The sequence below is a fragment of the Nocardioides sp. Z13_37 genome (assembly GCF_058355585.1).
In genome coordinates, this window is the sequence record NZ_JBZGDV010000001.1 from 220004 (window position 1) to 237157 (window position 17154).

The following is a 17154-nucleotide window of genomic DNA, read 5'->3' on the forward strand; positions in this document are numbered from 1 at the left end:
CGTGAGCTCCATGACTCACCACCACCACACCGGACCGGCGATCGTGACCCGTGGCCTGACGCGCCACTTCACCTCGCGCAAGCACACGGTCGAGGCCGTCCAGGGCCTCGACCTCGAGATCGGGCAGGGCGAGCTGGTCGCCTTCCTCGGCCCCAACGGGGCGGGCAAGTCGACCACGCTCCGCATGCTGACCACGCTCATCGCCCCCACCGCGGGCTCTGCCACCGTCGCCGGGCACGACGTCGTGAGCGCCCAGCGCGACGTACGCCGCGCCATCGGCTTCGTCGGGCAGGGCAACGGCGCCGGGCACCGCCAGCTCGGCCGCGACGAGCTCGTCAGCCAGGGCCGGGCGCACGGCCTCTCGCGCGCCGACGCCCGTCGCCGGGCCGAGGAGCTCGTCGAGGAGCTCGACCTCGCCGCGGTCGCCGACCGCAAGGTCTCCTCCCTCTCGGGCGGGCAGCGGCGCCGGCTCGACATCGCGATGGGGCTGGTCCACCTGCCCCGCGTGCTCTTCCTCGACGAGCCCTCCACCGGGCTCGACCCGCAGAACCGCGCCAACCTGCAGGAGCTGGTGCGGCGCCTGCACGCCGAGAGCGGCAGCACCGTCGTGCTCACCACGCACTACCTCGAGGAGGCCGACGCCCTCGCCGGCCGGGTGGTCGTGGTGGACCACGGGCGGGTGATCGCCGACGACACCGCCGCCCGGCTCAAGAGCGGGCTCGGCGACCTGGTGCGGCTCGCCTTCGCCTCCCCGGCCGACTCCGCGCGGGCCGCCGCGCGGCTGGAGCGCGTGCCCGACGCCCGCGTCGAGGCCGGCGACGACGGCGTGGACCTGCGGGTCAAGGACGGCTCCACCATGGTCGGCGACCTGCTCGCCGACCTGGCCGCGGACGGCGTCGCGCCGCTGCGGGTGGAGGTCGCCCGACCGACCCTCGACGACGTCTTCCTCGACCTCACCGGGCGCAGCCTGCGCGAGGCCCAGTCCACCACCACCGACGCGGGCGCCCCGTCCGCCCAGATCGAGAGCGAGGTCGCAGCATGAGCGCATTCCTGTCCGACACCGTCAACGTGATGAACCGCGAGCTGCGGCCGGTCTGGCGCGAGCCGATGGCCGTCGTCTTCGCGATGATCCAGCCGCTGGTCTTCCTCGGCCTCTTCGCACCGCTGCTGCCGGAGATGGCCGACGGCTCGGCGCTGCAGTGGTTCGTGCCCGGCATCGTGGCGATGACCGCGCTGATGGGCGCGTCCTTCACGGGGGCCAACCTGATGGAGGAGATGCAGTCCGGCTCGCACGAGCGGCAGCTGGTCTCGCCGCTCGGCCGTCCGGCGCTGCTGGTCGGGCGGGCGCTCAAGGAGGTCGTGCCGATGCTGATGCAGGTCGCGATCATCGTCGCGGTCGTGACGCCGTTCAGCTTCGACCTGCACCTCGGCGGCGTGCTGGCCGCGGCACTGGTGCTGTCGGTCTTCAGCGTCGGCGTCGGCTCGCTGTCGTTCGCCCTCGCGCTCGCCTCGAAGGGACAGGACTGGATGTTCTGGACCGTGCAGCAGACGCTGCTGTTCCCGGCGCTGCTCACCGCCGGCGTCCTGCTGCCGGTCGACGGTGCGCCCCGGTGGCTCGAGATCGTCTCGCAGCTCAACCCGATGACGTACGTCGTGGACGCGGTGCGTGCGCTCTTCGCGGGCACGTTCCCCGCCGACGTCGTCGGCCAGGGCGTCGCGGGCGCGGCATTCGTCGCCGCCCTCGGCCTGTGGGTGGGCGTACGCGCGATGCGCCGCTCGAGCTGAGCGGCCCACCTCGGCGGGTCGGTCAGGAGATCGTGCGGCTCCACACGATCGACCCGTCGGGGTTGCGGTACGTGAAGGTCACCGTCGGATCGGCGAAGCCGAGACGTTCCATCTCGGGCAGCACGACCGTGCGGGCCTGGGTCCGGAGCGTCGGCGCCTGGGTGGCGAAGTGCGTGTCAGCGACCGCGGGGTCGACCGCGGCCAGGAACGTGTAGTCGTACTCGATGCCGTTGGGGTAGACCGGCACGATCGCGATCGTCGAGTAGAGCTCGTCGAACGCATCGCCATACATGGCCTTCATCATCTTGTCGCTCTCGGCGACGTAGGCGTCGAGGTCGGCGTCGGTCGCCGTCGACCGAGCGGCGGGCGGTTCCTGCTCGGACTTCTGCCTGGGCTTCGGCGTGGTCTTCCGCTCGCGCTTCTGCTTCGCCTTCGCCCCGGGGGACCGATCCTTCGCCCGCTCCTGCGCGGCGATCTCGTCGGCCGTGACGACCCGCGGACCGTCGGAGATCGCACCGCACGCGCTCAGGGTCTCCACGCTCACGAACAGGGCGAGGACGAGCCCGAGCAGCCGCTGACGCCTGCGGACCATGTGTGCGCTCCCTTCGCGACGACGAGGGAAACCTAGTCGCCGGGAGCCGCGCGCGTGGCGGTTTCGTGACAAGGCCTCCTTGACCGGAGGCCGCAGGCGTCAGCCGCCGAGGGCCGCCGGGAGGGTCGCGCGCCAGGCCGCCTTGGCCTCGGCGACCGGGATCTCGAAGACGCCCTCGACGGAGATCGTCTCGCCGCCGGTGCGCCCGAGGGGCGTGAGTGGGACGCCGTGGCGCTGCGCCAGCGCGACCAGGGCGTCGGCCTGCTCGTCGGTCACCGTCACCAGGGCGCGGGCGGTCGACTCGGAGAAGAGCGCCACGAAGGGGTCGGCGGCGACGGCGTCGAGCGCCACCGACACGCCGATGTCGCGGGCGAAGGCCGACTCGGCCAGCGCCTGGGCGAGGCCGCCGTCGGAGAGGTCGTGGGCGCTGGTGACGACACCGTCGCGGGCGGCGTCCTGAAGCAGCGCGGCGAGCGCCTGCTCGGCAGCGAGGTCGAGCGCGGGCGGCAGCCCGCCGAGGTGGTCGTGCACGACGTGGGCCCACTCGGAGCCGGACAGCTCCTCGCGGGTCTCGCCGAGCAGGAAGACCCGCTCGCCGGCCGCGCCGAAGCCGGTCGGCGTGCGCCGGGTGACGTCGTCGATGACGCCGAGCACCGCGACGACCGGCGTGGGCAGGATCGCGGTCTCGCCGGTCTGGTTGTAGAGGCTGACGTTGCCGCCGGTCACCGGGATGCCGAGCTCGAGGCAGGCGTCCTTGAGGCCGCGGCAGGCCTCGGCGAACTGCCACATGACCGCCGGGTCCTCGGGCGAGCCGAAGTTGAGGCAGTCGGAGACCGCGAGCGGGCGAGCGCCGCCGGTGGCGACGTTGCGGTAGGACTCGGCGAGCGCCAGCTGCGCACCGGTGTAGGGATCGAGCTTGGCGAAGCGGCCGTTGCAGTCGGTCGAGACCGAGACGCCGAGGTTGGTGTCGGGGTCGACGCGCACCATGCCGGAGTCGGACGGCTGGGCGAGCACCGTGTTGCCCTGGACGTAGCGGTCGTACTGGTCGGTGATCCACGACTTGTCGCACAGGTTGGGCGAGGCCACGAGGCGCAGCAGCGTCTCGCGGAGCTCCTCGCCGCTCGAGGGCCGCGGCAGCGACTCCGCGCCGTCGGCCTGGAGCGCGTCCTGCCACTCGGGGCGGGCGTAGGGCCGCTGGTAGGTCGGACCGTCGTGGGCGACCGAGCGCGGGGGTACGTCGACGACGCGCTCGCCGTGCCAGTCGATGTGCAGGCGGCCGGTGTCGGTCACCTCGCCGATCACGACGGCCTCGACGTCCCACTTCTCGCAGATCGCCATGAACGCCTCGACGTCGGCGGGCTCGACGACCGCCATCATCCGCTCCTGCGACTCGCTCATCAAGATCTCCTCCGGCGCGAGCGTGGAGTCGCGGAGGGGGACGCGGTCGAGCTCGACGTGCATGCCGCCGTCGCCGGCCGAGGCCAGCTCGGAGGTGGCGCACGAGAGCCCGGCGCCGCCGAGGTCCTGGATGCCGGCGATGACCCCGGCCGCGAAGAGCTCGAGCGTGCACTCGATGAGCAGCTTCTCCATGAAGGGGTCGCCCACCTGCACGCTCGGGCGCTTGGCGGGGCCCCCGGTGCCGTCGGAGTGCGCGTCGAAGGTCTCGCTGGCGAGCACCGAGACACCGCCGATGCCGTCGCCGCCGGTGCGCGCGCCGTAGAGCACCACCTGGTTGCCGGCGCCGGACGCCTTGGCGAGGTGGAGGTCCTCGTGGCGGAGCACGCCGACGCAGAGCGCGTTGACCAACGGGTTGCCGGCGTAGGTCTCGTCGAAGACCGCCTCGCCGCCGATGTTGGGCAGGCCGAGGCAGTTGCCGTAGCCGCCGACGCCGGCCACGATCCCGGGCAGCACCCGGGCGGTGTCGGGAGCCTCGAGCGGGCCGAAGCGCAGCGGGTCCATCACCGCGACCGGGCGCGCTCCCATCGCGAGGATGTCGCGCACGATGCCGCCGACGCCGGTCGCCGCGCCCTGGTAGGGCTCGACGAACGACGGGTGGTTGTGGCTCTCGACCTTGAAGGTCACGGCGTAGCCCTGGCCGATGTCGAGCACGCCGGCGTTCTCGCCGATGCCGGCCAGCATCGCGCCGACAGGCGTCTCCTGCGGGATCTCGCCGAACTGCTTGAGGTGCACCTTGGTGGACTTGTAGGAGCAGTGCTCGCTCCACATCACGCTGTACATCGCCAGCTCGGAGCTCGTCGGGCGCCGGCCGAGGATCTCGCGGATCCGGGCGTACTCGTCGGCCTTGAGGCCGAGGTCGGCCCACGGCTGCTCGCGCTCGGCGTCGGTGGCCGCGAGGGCCACCGTGTCGAGGGTGGCGGTCGCGCCGGACGTCGTGAGACCGGCCTTCTCGGGGGAAGCGGGCAGCGGGGCGGCGCTCGTGTCGGGCACGGCGTCAATCTACCGGCGCGGGCCCCCGGCACCGCTGCCGGGAGCCGCCTCGTGGACGACCCGTACGGACTGCTTCCGCTCGGCGGGCGGCTGGCCCGTCCGCCCGTCGGTCCCGGAGTCGGTCCCGGTCTCGGTCCCGGCGCCGATCTCCTCGTCCTGCTCCCGGGTCGCGGCGTCGTCGCGAGCGTCGTCGCGGTCGTCGTCCCGGTCGTCGTCCCGGTCGTCGTCCCGGTGGTCGTCGCGGCGGGCGCCGTCGCGCGAGCGGCCGGCGGGCTGGCCGTCGCGTGCCGCTGCGCGCTCGGCCTTGCGGGCGGCTCGCTCGGCGCGCTTGGCCTCCAGCGCGGCGCGCTTGGCCTCGCGCAACGCCTCCTTCTCGCGGGCGGCGCGCGCCGCGGCCTCCTCGGCGGCGGTCTTCTCCAGCCGCGGGCCCGGCATCCGGGCGGGTCCGCCGCGACCGCTCGCCATCCCGCGCGACATCGTGCCGGCGCGCGCGGCCATCGCGCCGCCGCCGATGCCGCCCACGGGCGGCGTGCCGAGCGGCGAGCGTTCGGACCTGCCCCGCCGGGCAGCGGCGGCCGCACCGCTGGCCGCGAGCGGCGCGAGGGCGGCCGCGGAGATGCCCGCGAGGTCGGGGACCGTCACCGCGATGGGCGTGAGCGGCGGCAGCGCCTCGATGCCCCCGGCACCCGCCTGCGCCGAGCCGCGCACGGAGGTCGACGGCGCGGCGAGGAGGGTGCCGACCCCCGACACGTCCCCTCCCGCACCGTCGAACACCGGGAAGCTGCCCCCGGTGAGCGAGAGCAGCTCGGTGCGGACCGTGACCAGCTCGGTGCGCGCCGCGCGCAGCCGGGCGCTCTCCTGGTCGAGTGCAGCGGCCAACCGGCGCCGGATGTCGTCGGTCTCGGCCTGGCCGCGGGTGACCTTGCCGCGCTCCTCGTCCTGCGAGGGCCTGAAGACCAGGTGCCGCGACTCCCCGACGACCTCGTGGGGGACGTCCGCGACGGTCGTCCACGCCTGGTCGAGCTCCTTCTGCGACGAGGCGAGGAGACCCGCGGACGCGCGCAGCGAGTCGGCGATCCGCTCGGCCAGGGTGGTGAAGTGGTCGAGGTGCGCGAGGACCTGCCGACGGTGCTCCTCATAGCTCTCCGCGGCCGCAGCGTCCCACCCCTCGGTGGCGCGGCGCGCGGCCTCGACCAGCTCGTCGCCGCGGCGGGCGACCAGGGCGCCGACCTCGGTCCACCGCTGGGCGGCGGCCTCGAGCGGCCGGACGTCGGCGCGCAGCTCCCACGGGTTGGCCGGCACGGTCATCGACCTCCCGGACCGGGCATCAGACCGAACGGGCCCTCCCCCAGCAGCTGCGCGGCGCGCTCGAGCTCGGCGGCCACCCCGTCGTCGGCCCGGGTGGCGTCGCGCGCGGCGTCGACCAGTCCCGCGACGCCGACCTCGAGGGCCGTGGACAGCGAGGCGAGCACCTCGTCGGCGTCGGCCAGCGCGTCGGCGTAGGACGCGGCGAGGGTGGCGGTGCCCGTCGCGTCGCCCAGCGCCGCGCAGGCACCCGACAGCTCGGGCAGCGCGACGGCCCAGTCGTGCCTCATGGCGTCGAGGGTGCGCTCGGAGGAGCCCGCCAGCTCGACCAGCCTGGCCGGCTCGACCTGCATCAGGGACCGCGTGCCGTGTGCGCTCACCCTGACGGAGTACCCGCGCCGATGGGCGGCAAACGCGACCCGGCCCCGCCTGTGGGCGGAACGTTCCGGCGGTCGGGTGAGTTTCGGCGCGGCCTGTCCGGGGAACGTCTGGGAGCACCACCCCACCTCGTCCGCAGGAGCCGCGATGAACGCCGTGATGACCGTCGACCTCTCCGAGCTCGACGCCTGGTCCGCGCAGGTGCAGCGCGCCAGCGACGACCTGAGCGGCATCGCCCGCAACGGCGGCACCAGCCTCGTGCAGACCGACTTCGGCCCGATCCTCGAGACGATGATGGGCGCCTACAACGCGTTGCTGCCCTCGGTGCACCAGTCACTGGAGGACAACGGTCGCGGCATGGTCGACCACGCGGAGGCGCTGCGAGCCACCGCCCGCGACTTCACGCTCACCGAGGACGGCGTCGTACGCCGCCACCGCGCGTCGGGCGTCGACGGCCGCGACGGGTCGAGCGGCTTCTGGGACGTCGCCGACACCACCATCAAGCGCGCGGCCCCCACCGAGACCAGCCTGCCTCAGATCAGCTTCGGCTTCCCCTACGACACCGTGTGCGACCTGGTGCGCATGCTGACCGGCTTCGACATCCGCGCCGAACTGGCCGAGAAGATCGGCGGCGACGTCGTCGGCGCCTCCAGCCAGGGATCGTCGTTCGGCGCCCTGGGCCAGTCGATGAGGGGCGTCTCGGCCAACCTGCAGAGCGGCGGGAGCACCATCTCGCAGACGTGGCAGGGCGGGGCGTCCGACGCGGCCATCGCCCAGATCGGCACCTGGGTCGGCTCGCTCGACACCCAGGCCGGCCAGCTCATCCAGATGGGCCAGACCGTCGTGCAGGTCTGCCGCGACGCCTGGCAGACCGCGCTGTCGGTCGTGCAGTGCGTGAAGTCCGCGGTGCAGACCGTCTCGGCCGCGCTCGCGACGATGAGCATCCCCGGCGTCGGCTGGGCGCGCGTGGTGCAGGCCGTGTTCCAGGCGTTCCAGGCGGTGATGAAGGCGTTCCGCACGCTGATGAAGCTCATCGACATCCTCAAGCAGGTCGCGTCGCTCATCTCGTCGGTCAAGGCGTTCTTCGACGGCGACCGCGCGCCGGTCTCCACGCCCGGCGGCCCGACGTCCACCGGTGCGCCGAGCAGCATCGTGCGTGACCCCGACGCCGTCGCCACGCCCACGATCGGCAAGCACCGCGCCGTGGTCGCGACGACCGTCGCGTCGGCGTAGCCTCCCGCGCATGAGGGCGCCCCGATGAGCACCGACCCCCGGAGCCAGGAGGAGATCCTGGCGGCGATCAGCGCGGCCCGGGAGGGCCTGGCCTCGAGCCTGGCCGACCTGCAGGCGAGCGTCGATGAGCTCGCCGCCCGCCCGCTGCTCACCGACGAGGAGAGGAAGGCGCTCGAGGAGCAGGCCGAGTCGGGCGAGCTGGGCGACGACATGCGCACGCTCGTGGAGAAGATCCGCGGCGGTGAGGACACCTGGGAGCGGGTGTTCTCGGGCGAGTCCCCCAACGGCGCACTCCTTCAGGGCCACCTCGCGACGATCATCGACGAGCACCAGGAGGACATCGCGCTCGCCTTCGAGGAGCTCATCGAGGCCGAGGAGGCGAAGGGCAACTTCCTCCTCGACGACGTGCCCACCTCCGACTGAGCCTGCCCCTCCGGCCCCGCCCCGGTGCCTCGCAGGCGGGGCCGCACCGAACTACATACCTGTAGTTCATGGGAACGTCTGTTACCGGTGTGACAGGTGTGATTCCGTGGGTCGCCTGCCCGCGTCACGCCCGTCCCCGCAGCTGGAGTCACCATGCGCCGCCCCCGCCCCACCCGTACCCTCGTCCGGACCGCCACCGCCGCCCTCGCGCTGCTGCTTCTCGCGCCTCTCGTCGGCACGGCCCCGGCCACGGCGGAGGAGCCGGCGGAGCAGCCGGCGCAGGCGCGCGCGCTCGCCTCGCAGCGCCAGATCGCCCTCGCGACGCCCGGCGACTTCACCGGATACGGCTTCGACCAGTGCGTGGCGCCGAGCCAGTCGGACATGGACGCGTGGTGGAAGAAGTCGCCGTTCACCGCCGTGGGGATCTACATCTCCGGCGACTCCCGCGCCTGCCGCACCCAGCCCAACCTCAGCCCGACCTGGGTGGCCGCCCAGGTCGCCCGCGGCTGGCGGCTGCTGCCCATCGCCCTCGGCCCCCAGGCCTCCTGCCAGCCGCGCTTCCCGCGCTACAAGGACGACTTCAAGATCTCCCCCGCCCCGGCCGGCGGCTACGCGACCGCGGCGGCGCAGGGTGCGGCGGAGGCGGACAAGAACGCCGCCGACGCGACGGCGTACGGCATCGGGCCCGGCAGCACCCTCTGGTACGACCTCGAGGGCTTCAACCTCGCCGACACCCACTGCCGCGAGTCGGCGCTCGTCTTCACGAGCGCCTGGGTCACCCGGATCAAGGCGCACGGCTACGTCGCCGGCTTCTACTCCAGCGCGAGCTCGGGCATCAAGATGCTCGACGACGCCCGGACCCAGCGCCCGGGCCAGTTCGCGCTGCCCGATCGCATCTGGATCGCCCGGTGGGACGGCGCCGCCAACACCTCCACGACCTACATCCCCGAGGACGGCTGGCGTCCTGGCGGGCGGATGAAGCAGTACCGCGGCGGTCACAACGAGACATGGGGCGGGGTGACGATCAACATCGACAGCAACTTCATCGACCTCGGCGCCGGCTCCCAGCCGCGGCCCGAGGGGCGCTGCCCGGGCACGCGACTCGGCTACTGGAAGTACCCCGCCCTCTCCCCCGGCAAGGCCAAGCCCACTCGTGTCAAGGTGCTCCAGTGCCTGCTCACCGAGCGGGGCACCTACTCCGGCCCCGTCGACGGCTCGTACGACGCCGCCACCGTCGCCGCCGCCCGCGCCTGGCAGGCCTCGCGCCGGTTCACCCCCACCGACACCTTCACCAAGCGGCACTGGACCGCCCTGCTCGCCGCCGGGTCGCGTACGACGCTCAAGCGCGGCTCCACCGGGGAGTCGGTCCACCGGCTCCAGCGGGCGCTCAACGCGGCCGGCGCCGGGCGCTTCCGGGCGACCGGCGTGCTCGACGCCAAGACCGAGGCCGCGCTCCGGACCTACCAGTCCCGCCTGCGCCTCGGGGTCTCCGGCGTCGCGACTCGCCAGACCTGGAACAAGCTCCAGCAGGGCCGCTGAGGCGGCTGCTTAAGCGGTGACGTCCCCGCTCAACGCGTCGTATACGACGTGTTGAGCGGGGACGTGACCGCTTGAGCCCTGCCGAACGCGAGCTGCCGAACGCCCGCGAACGAACCCCGGGGTCAGACCGGCGGGCCGATGACGAGCGCGACGCCCGTCAGGCCGATGACCGCGACCAGGCCGACCGCGGCGCCCTGGGCAGGACGGCGGACGAGCCAGGACGTGAGCCGCTCGACGATCCCGGCGGGCGCCTCGGCGCGCAGGCGCCAGGAGTCGCCCAGCAGCCCGGTGCGCTCGGCGTAGCGCTCGAACGGCACCGTCGCGAACGGCGGCACCGCCGCGGCCAGACCCAGCGCCAGCCGGCTGACCGGCCACCTCTGGTCCACGGCCAGCAGCACGGTCACCAGGCAGTAGGCGATGAACACCACGCCGTGGACCATGCCGAAGACCTGGACGCCGAGCTCCGTCGTGTCGGTGACGTACTTGAGGAACATGCCGGTCAGGAGCAGCGCCCAGGTGATCGCCTCGGCGACCGCGACGTAGCGGTAGAGCCTGCGGGGGGCGAGCTGGTTGTTCATGCGAATGCCTGTTCAGCGAGTGAGGTGAAGAAGCCGAGCCCGTCGGTGCCGGGACCGGTGAGGTCCTCGACCGCGTGCTCGGGGTGCGGCATGAGCCCGACGACGTTGCCGCGCTCGTTGGAGATGCCGGCGATGTCGCGCAGCGAGCCGTTGGGGTTGTCGCCGAGGTAGCGCGCGACCACGCGGCCCTCCCCCTCGAGCCGGTCGAGGGTGGGCTCGTCGGCGACGAAGCCCCCTTCGCCGTTCTTGAGCACGATCGTCACCTCGGCGCCCTCGTCGTACGCCGAGGTCCACGGGGTGTCGACGCGCTCGATGCGCAGCCGCTGGTCGCGGCAGACGAACTTGCGGTGGTCGTTGCGGATGAGCGCACCGGGCAGCAGGTGCGACTCGCAGAGGATCTGGAAGCCGTTGCAGATGCCGAGCACCGGCATGCCCCGGCCCGCGGCCTCGACGACGGACGTCATCACGGGCGCGAAGCGGGAGATGGCGCCGCAGCGGAGGTAGTCGCCGTACGAGAAGCCGCCGGGCAGCACGACCGCGTCGACCGCCTTGAGGTCGTGGTCGCCGTGCCACAGCGCGACCGCCTCGTTGCCGCCGATCGTGACGGCGCGGCGGGCGTCGACATCGTCGAGCGAGCCGGGGAAGGTGACGACGCCGACCTTCATCGGCCGGCCCCGTGCGCGACCTCGGCCACGGAGTGCTCCTCGACATGGACCTCGAAGTCCTCGATCACCGGGTTGGACAGCAGCGTCCCGGCGACCCGCTCGATATCGGCGAGCACCGCCTCGGTGATCTCGCCCTCGACCTGCAGCTCGAACCGCTTGCCCTGGCGGACGTCGGTGACGAGGTCGAAACCCAGGCGAGGAAGGGCGCCGAGCACCGCCTTGCCCTGGGGGTCGAGGATCTCGGGCTTGGGCATGACGTCGACGACGACTCTGGCCACGGGGGCGCTCCTGGAGACAGGGTGGACTGGCACCGTCGATTCTAGTGAGCCGCTGGGCACCCTCGCCCGGCGGGCATGACGGTGGACGGACCGGGTACGCCACGGGTGTCGGCGCGACGCGCGAGGGGAGCTCACATGGCACGTATCGGCATCTCCGGCTGGCGCTACGCCGGCTGGCGCACGCACTTCTACCCACCCGGGCTCCCGCAGCGCCTCGAGCTGTCCTACGTCGGCGAGCGACTGGGCAGCGTGGAGGTCAACGGCTCCTTCTACTCACTGCAGCGGCCCTCGAGCTGGCACGCGTGGGGCGATCAAGTGCCCGGCGACTTCGTGTTCGCCGTCAAGGGACCCCGCTTCGTCACCCACATGAAGAAGCTGGTCGACGTCGAGGCGCCGTTGGGCACCTTCCTGGCCTCCGGCGTGCTGTCCCTCGGCGAGCGGCTGGGTCCGCTGCTGTGGCAGCTGCCGCCCAACCTCGGCTTCCACCCCGACCGCCTCGCTGCGTTCTTCGACCTGCTGCCGCGCACCACCGCCGCCGCGTCGTCGTACGCCGCCGCGCACCACGATCCCGCCAAGCTCAAGGAGCCCGCCGACACCGCGTGCCCCGTCGACCGCCCTCTGCGACACGTGCTCGAGGTCCGACACCGGTCGTTCCGCACGCCCGAGTTCTGCGAGCTGTTGCGCGCGCACGGGATCGGGATGGTCGTGGCCGACTCGGCCGGCACGTGGCCGATGTTCGACGAGGTGACCAGCGACGTCGTGTACGTCCGCCTGCACGGCGACACCGAGCTCTACGCCAGCGGCTACTCCGAGGAGGCCCTCGACCGCTGGGCGCAGAAGGTGCGCGGCTGGGAGGCCGACGGTCGCGAGGTGTTCGTCTACTTCAACAACGACGCCAAGGTGCACGCCCCGTTCGACGCGATCGCCCTCCAGGAGCGGCTGGCGGGCGGTCCGGCGGTGCCGTGACGGTTCATCAAGGTATGCAGATCAACCCGCACTTCCCTGCGTGAACTCGCCGTGGGAACTGTCGGTTCGCCGACATACCTTGATGAACCAGCGGCGCGGAGCAGACCAGCGGGGGTCACTCCTGGCGGCGGAGGGCCACGATCACCAGCGCGACGCCCAGGCCGGCGAGGAGCGGGCCGATGATGGCCCAGACGCTCTGGTCGGTCATGGCGCTGCCCTTGATGTAGCCCAGGCCCTGGAAGGTCCAGATCGCGCCGGTGACGAGCATGAGGACGCCGAGGGCGATGCCGAGCGCGCGCATCAGGCGAGCTCCCGCTTCAGGATCTTGCCGGTGGCGGTCATCGGCAGCGCGTCGACGAACTCCACGATGCGGGGGTACTTGTAGGCGGCCATCTGCTCCTTGCTCCATTCGACGAGCTCGTCCTCGGTCACCGTCGCGCCCTCCTTGCGGATGACGACCGCCTTGATCTCCTCGCCGTGGCTGTCGTCGGGGACGCCGATCACGGCCGCGAGCGAGACGTCGGGGTGCGTCAGCAGCACCTCCTCGACCTCGCGGGGATAGACGTTGTAGCCGCCACGGATGATCATGTCCTTGGACCGGTCGACGATGTAGTACCAGCCGTCGGCGTCCTTGCGGCCCAGGTCGCCAGAGCGGAACCAGCCGTCCACGATCGCCTCGGCCGTCGCGTCGGGGCGCCCGTAGTAGCCCTTCATGATGTTGGGGCCCTTGATCGCGATCTCGCCCACGACGTCGTCGCCGTCGAGGTCCTCGCGCACCCCGGGGACGGGGCTGATCAGCTTCATCTCGACACCGGGGATCGGCTTGCCGATCGACCCGACGCGCACCGGCTCGCCCCACACCGAGAAGCTCGCGACCGGGGAGGTCTCGGAGAGGCCGTAGCCCTCCAGGATGGTGACGCCGAAGCGGTGCTCGAACTCCTTGTGCACCTCGACCGGCAGCGCCGACCCGCCGGCGACCGCGACGCGCACGTGCTCGGCGATCGCCGTGACGTCGACGCCCGAGTCGTCGAGCGCACCCAGCAGTCCCCAGTACATCGTCGGGACGCCGGCGAAGAACGTCACGCCCTCCTGCTCCATCAGCGTGAGCGCCGGGCCGGGCTCGAAGCGCGGCAGCATCACGACGGTGCCCCCGAAGGCGAACCCGGCGTTCATGATCACCGTCTGGCCGAAGGAGTGGAAGAGCGGGAGGACGCACAGGAGGGTGTCGGGGTGGTCGGGGTCGGCGCCGAAGAGCGCGTCGCTGGCCAGCGCGTTGGAGATCATGTTGCGGTGCATCAGCTCGGCGCCCTTGGGCTGGCCGGTGGTGCCCGAGGTGTAGAGGATGACGGCGGTGTCGTCGCCGTCGACCTGGCGGGTGTCGAAGACGGGCGACTGCCCCTTCAGCGCCTGGCCCAGCGTCTCGACGCCCTCGATGGGCGACTCGGCCGCCGGATCCGCGGTGATCAGGAGGAAGTGCTCGCACCCGTCGGCCTGCTCGAAGCCGGCGTGGCCCTCGGCGCCGATCGGCAGCTCGGGCGTGCCCTGGAAGCAGACGTAGGCCTTCGCGTCCGAGTCGTCGAGGTGGTAGGCGACCTCGCGCGCCTTGAGCAGCACGTTGAGCGGGACGACGGTCGCTCCGGCCTTGAGGATGCCGTAGTAGACGATCGGGAACCACGGCAGGTTGGGGCAGCTCAGCGCCACCTTGTCGCCGGGCTCGATGCCGCGCGAGACCAGCAGGTTGGCCACCTGGTTGGCGGCCGCATTGACCTGGGCGTAGGTCAGCCGGGTGTCGCCCAGCACGACCGCCGTCCGGTCGGGGTGTGCCTCGGCGGTGCCTTCGAGGAGCGAGGAGAGGTTGGCCATGGCGCCAACCTACTCAGCGCCCGTGGGCCGCGTCACCCGTCGGAGCGCTGGGCGATGCGGTGCCCGGCGGTGCGCAGGTCGGCCGCGATCGCGCGCCCCGCCAGCAGGCCGGAGCTGCGGGCCGCGACGCCGTAGACGCCGTCGCCGGCGACCTCGCCGTCGGCCACGACGCGGCACCCCTCGCGGGTGCCGGTGAAGCGCAGGTGCAGCGTCGCCTGCACCCCGCGCCAGGTGCCGCGCTCGGCCCACGACCGGAACGGCACGAACTCGGTGACCACCAGGCTCGGGCGGACCCCGACCACCGTCAGCTCGGTCCACGTCTGGCCGAGGTGGGGCTCCTCGTCGTCCGGCACGTCGGTGGAGAGCAGGCTCGACTGCCACTCCGGGCGCCGCCGCGGGTCGACGAGGTAGCCGAACGCCTCCTCCGCCGAGTGGGGGAGCTCGACGGTCGCGGTGAAGCGGCGGGTCGTCAGAACGACTCCCCGGTCAACAGCTCGTAGGCCTCGACGTAGCGGGCGCGGGTGCGCTCGACGACTGCGTCCGGCAGCGGCGGCGGCGCCTCGCCGGAGGTGCGGTCCCAGCCCGACTCGCCGGTGAGCCAGTCCCGCACGATCTGCTTGTCGTACGACGGCTGGGCGCGCCCGGGCTGCCACTCGTCGGCCGGCCAGAAGCGGGAGCTGTCGGGCGTGAGGACCTCGTCGGCGAGGATCGTGGCACCGCCCTCGGCGGCGGGCCGGCGGCCGAACTCCAGCTTGGTGTCGGCCACGATGATGCCGCGCTCGCGGGCGATGGCGTGCGCGGTGCGGTAGACCTCCATGGTCAGCATCCGCAGCTCGGCGGCGGCGTCGTCGCCGACCGTCTCGACGACGGCCTGGTAGTCGACGTTCTCGTCGTGGTCGCCGAGGTCGGCCTTGGTGGCGGGGGTGAAGATCGGCTCGGGCAGCCGGCTGCCGTCCTGGAGGCCGGCGGGCAGCGCGATGCCGCACACCTCGCCGGTGCGGGCGTAGTCGAGCAGCCCCGACCCGGTGAGGTAGCCGCGCGCGACGCACTCGACCGGGAACATGTCGAGCTGCTCGCAGACGACGGCGCGGCCGGCGACGGCGGCCGGCACGTCGGTGGACACCACGTGGTTGCCCACCAGCCCGGAGAGCTGGTCGAACCACCACAGCGACATCCGGGTGAGGATCTCGCCCTTGTCGGGGATGGTGGTGTCGAGGACGAAGTCGTAGGCCGAGATCCGGTCGCTGGCCACCATCAGGAGCCGGCCCTCGTGCTCGCCGGAGTCGATGCGGTAGAGGTCGCGGACCTTGCCGGAGTGCAGGTGCGTGGTGCCCTCGATCGCGGGGGCTGCGGGGATGTTGGTCTCGACCACGCGCCGAGCCTAGCCGGGCAGCGCCCCCGCGCGGCGCCACGCGCGCGGTGCGATCACGACGCGGCGGGCCCCGGCGGCAGCACCCGCAGCTGCAGCATCAGCGCGAATCGCTGGTCGGGGTCGCCGAGGTCGAGCCCGCCGACCTCGCCCGCGCGGCGCAGCCGGTAGCGGAAGGTGTTGGGGTGCACGAAGACCGCGTCGGCCGCGGCCACCACGTCGCCGAAGTGGTCGAGCCAGGCGCGGAGCGTGGCGACGAGCGACGACCGGTGCTGCGCGTCGTACGCCACGAGCCGGGCCAGCGGGCCCGTGGGCCGGTCGCCGCGGGCGACGGCGAGGTCCTGCAGCTCGAGCACCAGCGCCTCGCCCTGCAGCTCGTCGAGCCGGCCGACGCGACGCTCGCCGGCGCTGTTGCGCAGCACCCGCAGCGCGCGGTCGACGCTCGTGCGGCTGCGCGCGACGCCGGAGAAGTCGGCGGCCACCGTGCCCACGGCCGCGACGGGGCGCATCCGCTCGCCGACCCGGTCGATGAAGTCCTGCACCACCCGGGCGGCCCGGTCCTCGGCCTCCTCGACCCGGCCCGACACCGCGAGGAGGCCGTAGGTCACCCCGCCGAGTGCCGCGGCGGCCGAGCGCGGGTGGACGGCGGCCAGGTGGAGGGAGAAGGCGTCGCTGAGCCGCTGCCGCTCGTGGGTGAGCGAGGCGTCGTCGTCGGCGCGCGGCGCGCGGGTCTCGTCGAGGGCGACCCCCACCGCGAGCAGGGGCTGCCCGCCGAGGCCGAGGCGTTCGAGCGCCTCGGGCGCGGCCGTGCCGCCGGCCAGGGCCGAGGCCAGCAGGTCGGCGCGCAGGCCCCGGCTCACGTCGGCGCCGGCCCGCACCCGCAGCAGGTGGAGGGCCACCAGCTTGGCCGACTCGACGAGCGAGTCGAGCCGCTCCTGGCTCAGCGGCTCGGGGACGACCGCCCAGATCGAGCCGAGCACCTCGTCGCCGGCCCGTACGGCGACCGCGACCCGCGGCAGCGTCATCTCACCGTCGAGGCCGGGCAGCGGGTCGACCACCACCGGCCGTTCGGAGCGGTGCAGCTCGCGGAAGACGCCACGCTCCTGCAGCACCCGCGCGTAGTGCTCGGGCACCTGCCGGCCCAGGATCGTCTCCACCCGCGGCTGGTCGGCCTCGTCCTGCTTGCCCGAGAAGGCCAGCACGCGCGAGCCGCGGTCCTCGATCGTGACGGGGGCGTCGAGGAGGGCCGAGACGGCGTTGGCGACGGCGAAGAGGTCGCCCGACGGCAGGCCGCCGAGGGAGTCGGGCTCGCCCCGGTCGGGGGCGGCGCCTCCCGCCCCGAGCAGCGAGCGCAGCATCTCGCTCAGCTGGGCCCAGGACGCGCCGCGGCTGAGCCCGAGGACCGCGACACCCGCGGCGTCGGCCGCCGCGCGGACCTCGTCGGCCAGCGGCACGGGCGCGCGCAGCACCAGGGCGGCGGCCCGCTCGGCGCCGAGCACGGTGAGCAGGTCGACGACCTGCACCGCGGTGTCCACGCCGACGCCCAGCACGAGCGCGTCGGGCGGCAGCGGCGGCGGGTCGAGCGGGTCGTGGATCGCGACCCCGCCGACCTGCCGGTGGTCGGCCACCGAGCCGTGGGCGAGGTGGAGGAACGTCGAGCCGAGCTCGTCGAGCAACCGCCCGAGCCCGGCGCGCGACCGGCGTCCCTCGTCCACGCCCCCACCGTAGGGAG

At 73.3% G+C, this 17154-nt stretch carries 18 protein-coding genes; 6 read left to right on the forward strand and 12 right to left on the reverse strand.

The genetic code is table 11. The annotated features are described in order from the left end of the window. The first annotated feature begins 10 nt into the window (after positions 1-10). Together AC4H2S_RS01080 and AC4H2S_RS01085 are read left to right on the forward strand one after the other, a co-directional pair. Positions 11-1042: an ATP-binding cassette domain-containing protein gene (locus AC4H2S_RS01080; RefSeq protein WP_491495104.1), complete on the forward strand. Its 1032-nt coding sequence runs from the start codon at positions 11-13 to the stop codon at positions 1040-1042. Next, entirely contained in the window at positions 1039-1785 is a 747-nt protein-coding gene (locus AC4H2S_RS01085) for an ABC transporter permease (RefSeq protein WP_491495105.1), read from the forward strand. The genes AC4H2S_RS01080 and AC4H2S_RS01085 overlap by 4 nt, the downstream gene beginning before the upstream one ends. 22 nt (positions 1786-1807) lie before the next feature. Here the strand turns inward: AC4H2S_RS01085 and AC4H2S_RS01090 are convergent, their stop codons facing one another. The 4 genes from AC4H2S_RS01090 to AC4H2S_RS01105 form a co-directional block, all read right to left on the reverse strand. Further along, entirely contained in the window at positions 1808-2377 is a 570-nt protein-coding gene (locus AC4H2S_RS01090) for a hypothetical protein (protein WP_491495106.1), read from the reverse strand. Between the two features lie 99 nt (positions 2378-2476). Then, positions 2477-4801, reverse strand: coding sequence for a phosphoribosylformylglycinamidine synthase subunit PurL (purL, locus tag AC4H2S_RS01095; protein ID WP_491495834.1), 2325 nt, complete (start codon positions 4799-4801; stop codon positions 2477-2479). Positions 4802-4834: 33 nt separating this feature from the next. After that, positions 4835-6133, reverse strand: a complete 1299-nt coding sequence (locus AC4H2S_RS01100) for a hypothetical protein (protein ID WP_491495107.1) — start codon at positions 6131-6133, stop codon at positions 4835-4837. Further along, positions 6130-6510: a hypothetical protein gene (locus AC4H2S_RS01105; RefSeq protein WP_491495108.1), complete on the reverse strand. Its 381-nt coding sequence runs from the start codon at positions 6508-6510 to the stop codon at positions 6130-6132. Before AC4H2S_RS01105 ends, AC4H2S_RS01100 begins: the two co-directional genes overlap by 4 nt. 145 nt (positions 6511-6655) lie before the next feature. Between AC4H2S_RS01105 and AC4H2S_RS01110 the strand changes: the two genes are divergently transcribed. The 3 genes from AC4H2S_RS01110 to AC4H2S_RS01120 all read left to right on the forward strand — a co-directional run bounded on the left by AC4H2S_RS01110 (position 6656) and on the right by AC4H2S_RS01120 (position 9703). Next, positions 6656-7741 carry a hypothetical protein gene (locus AC4H2S_RS01110; protein WP_491495109.1) on the forward strand — a complete coding sequence of 362 codons (1086 nt, stop codon included), beginning with the start codon at positions 6656-6658 and terminating at the stop codon, positions 7739-7741. Between the two features lie 24 nt (positions 7742-7765). After that, on the forward strand, positions 7766-8164 hold the full coding sequence (locus tag AC4H2S_RS01115) for a hypothetical protein (protein WP_491495110.1): 399 nt from the start codon (positions 7766-7768) through the stop codon (positions 8162-8164). A gap of 153 nt (positions 8165-8317) precedes the next feature. After that, entirely contained in the window at positions 8318-9703 is a 1386-nt protein-coding gene (locus AC4H2S_RS01120; protein ID WP_491495111.1) for a glycoside hydrolase domain-containing protein, read from the forward strand. A gap of 122 nt (positions 9704-9825) precedes the next feature. Here AC4H2S_RS01120 and AC4H2S_RS01125 read toward each other — a convergent pair whose 3' ends face one another. Genes AC4H2S_RS01125 through purS form a run of 3 tightly spaced genes read right to left on the reverse strand, consistent with a single transcriptional unit; the run spans position 9826 to position 11224 of the window. Next, positions 9826-10281: a DUF3817 domain-containing protein gene (locus AC4H2S_RS01125; protein ID WP_491495112.1), complete on the reverse strand. Its 456-nt coding sequence runs from the start codon at positions 10279-10281 to the stop codon at positions 9826-9828. Next, on the reverse strand, positions 10278-10946 hold the full coding sequence (gene purQ / locus AC4H2S_RS01130; protein WP_491495113.1) for a phosphoribosylformylglycinamidine synthase subunit PurQ: 669 nt from the start codon (positions 10944-10946) through the stop codon (positions 10278-10280). Before purQ ends, AC4H2S_RS01125 begins: the two co-directional genes overlap by 4 nt. After that, positions 10943-11224: a phosphoribosylformylglycinamidine synthase subunit PurS gene (gene purS / locus AC4H2S_RS01135; protein ID WP_491495114.1), complete on the reverse strand. Its 282-nt coding sequence runs from the start codon at positions 11222-11224 to the stop codon at positions 10943-10945. Before purS ends, purQ begins: the two co-directional genes overlap by 4 nt. A 135-nt stretch (positions 11225-11359) precedes the next feature. Between purS and AC4H2S_RS01140 the strand changes: the two genes are divergently transcribed. Continuing rightward, the gene (locus AC4H2S_RS01140) at positions 11360-12190 is read left to right on the forward strand and encodes a DUF72 domain-containing protein (protein ID WP_491495115.1); all 831 of its coding nucleotides are present in this window, start codon (positions 11360-11362) and stop codon (positions 12188-12190) included. Between the two features lie 115 nt (positions 12191-12305). On the opposite strand, the gene AC4H2S_RS01145 is transcribed toward AC4H2S_RS01140, so the two are convergent. Genes AC4H2S_RS01145 through AC4H2S_RS01165 form a run of 5 tightly spaced genes read right to left on the reverse strand, consistent with a single transcriptional unit; the run spans position 12306 to position 17137 of the window. Continuing rightward, the gene (locus tag AC4H2S_RS01145; RefSeq protein ID WP_491495116.1) at positions 12306-12491 is read right to left on the reverse strand and encodes a hypothetical protein; all 186 of its coding nucleotides are present in this window, start codon (positions 12489-12491) and stop codon (positions 12306-12308) included. Next, positions 12491-14053, reverse strand: a complete 1563-nt coding sequence (locus AC4H2S_RS01150; protein ID WP_491495117.1) for a long-chain-fatty-acid--CoA ligase — start codon at positions 14051-14053, stop codon at positions 12491-12493. Before AC4H2S_RS01150 ends, AC4H2S_RS01145 begins: the two co-directional genes overlap by 1 nt. Positions 14054-14085: 32 nt before the next feature. Continuing rightward, a complete protein-coding gene (locus tag AC4H2S_RS01155; RefSeq protein WP_491495835.1) occupies positions 14086-14634 on the reverse strand; it encodes an SRPBCC family protein in 549 nt (182 codons plus the stop codon). Beyond that, on the reverse strand, positions 14523-15425 hold the full coding sequence (locus AC4H2S_RS01160) for a phosphoribosylaminoimidazolesuccinocarboxamide synthase (RefSeq protein ID WP_491495118.1): 903 nt from the start codon (positions 15423-15425) through the stop codon (positions 14523-14525). Before AC4H2S_RS01160 ends, AC4H2S_RS01155 begins: the two co-directional genes overlap by 112 nt. Before the next feature lie 53 nt (positions 15426-15478). After that, positions 15479-17137: a PucR family transcriptional regulator gene (locus tag AC4H2S_RS01165; RefSeq protein WP_491495119.1), complete on the reverse strand. Its 1659-nt coding sequence runs from the start codon at positions 17135-17137 to the stop codon at positions 15479-15481. Positions 17138-17154: the final 17 nt, after the last annotated feature.

Coding starts and splice junctions, on each gene's coding strand:
- AC4H2S_RS01080 (WP_491495104.1), top strand. CDS start 11: ATGACTCACCACCACCACACCGGACCGGCGATCGTGACCCGTGGCCTG.
- AC4H2S_RS01085 (WP_491495105.1), top strand. CDS start 1,039: ATGAGCGCATTCCTGTCCGACACCGTCAACGTGATGAACCGCGAGCTG.
- AC4H2S_RS01090 (WP_491495106.1), bottom strand. CDS start 2,377: ATGGTCCGCAGGCGTCAGCGGCTGCTCGGGCTCGTCCTCGCCCTGTTC.
- AC4H2S_RS01100 (WP_491495107.1), bottom strand. CDS start 6,133: ATGACCGTGCCGGCCAACCCGTGGGAGCTGCGCGCCGACGTCCGGCCG.
- AC4H2S_RS01110 (WP_491495109.1), top strand. CDS start 6,656: ATGAACGCCGTGATGACCGTCGACCTCTCCGAGCTCGACGCCTGGTCC.
- AC4H2S_RS01115 (WP_491495110.1), top strand. CDS start 7,766: ATGAGCACCGACCCCCGGAGCCAGGAGGAGATCCTGGCGGCGATCAGC.
- AC4H2S_RS01120 (WP_491495111.1), top strand. CDS start 8,318: ATGCGCCGCCCCCGCCCCACCCGTACCCTCGTCCGGACCGCCACCGCC.
- AC4H2S_RS01125 (WP_491495112.1), bottom strand. CDS start 10,281: ATGAACAACCAGCTCGCCCCCCGCAGGCTCTACCGCTACGTCGCGGTC.
- purQ (WP_491495113.1), bottom strand. CDS start 10,946: ATGAAGGTCGGCGTCGTCACCTTCCCCGGCTCGCTCGACGATGTCGAC.
- AC4H2S_RS01140 (WP_491495115.1), top strand. CDS start 11,360: ATGGCACGTATCGGCATCTCCGGCTGGCGCTACGCCGGCTGGCGCACG.
- AC4H2S_RS01145 (WP_491495116.1), bottom strand. CDS start 12,491: ATGCGCGCGCTCGGCATCGCCCTCGGCGTCCTCATGCTCGTCACCGGC.
- AC4H2S_RS01150 (WP_491495117.1), bottom strand. CDS start 14,053: ATGGCCAACCTCTCCTCGCTCCTCGAAGGCACCGCCGAGGCACACCCC.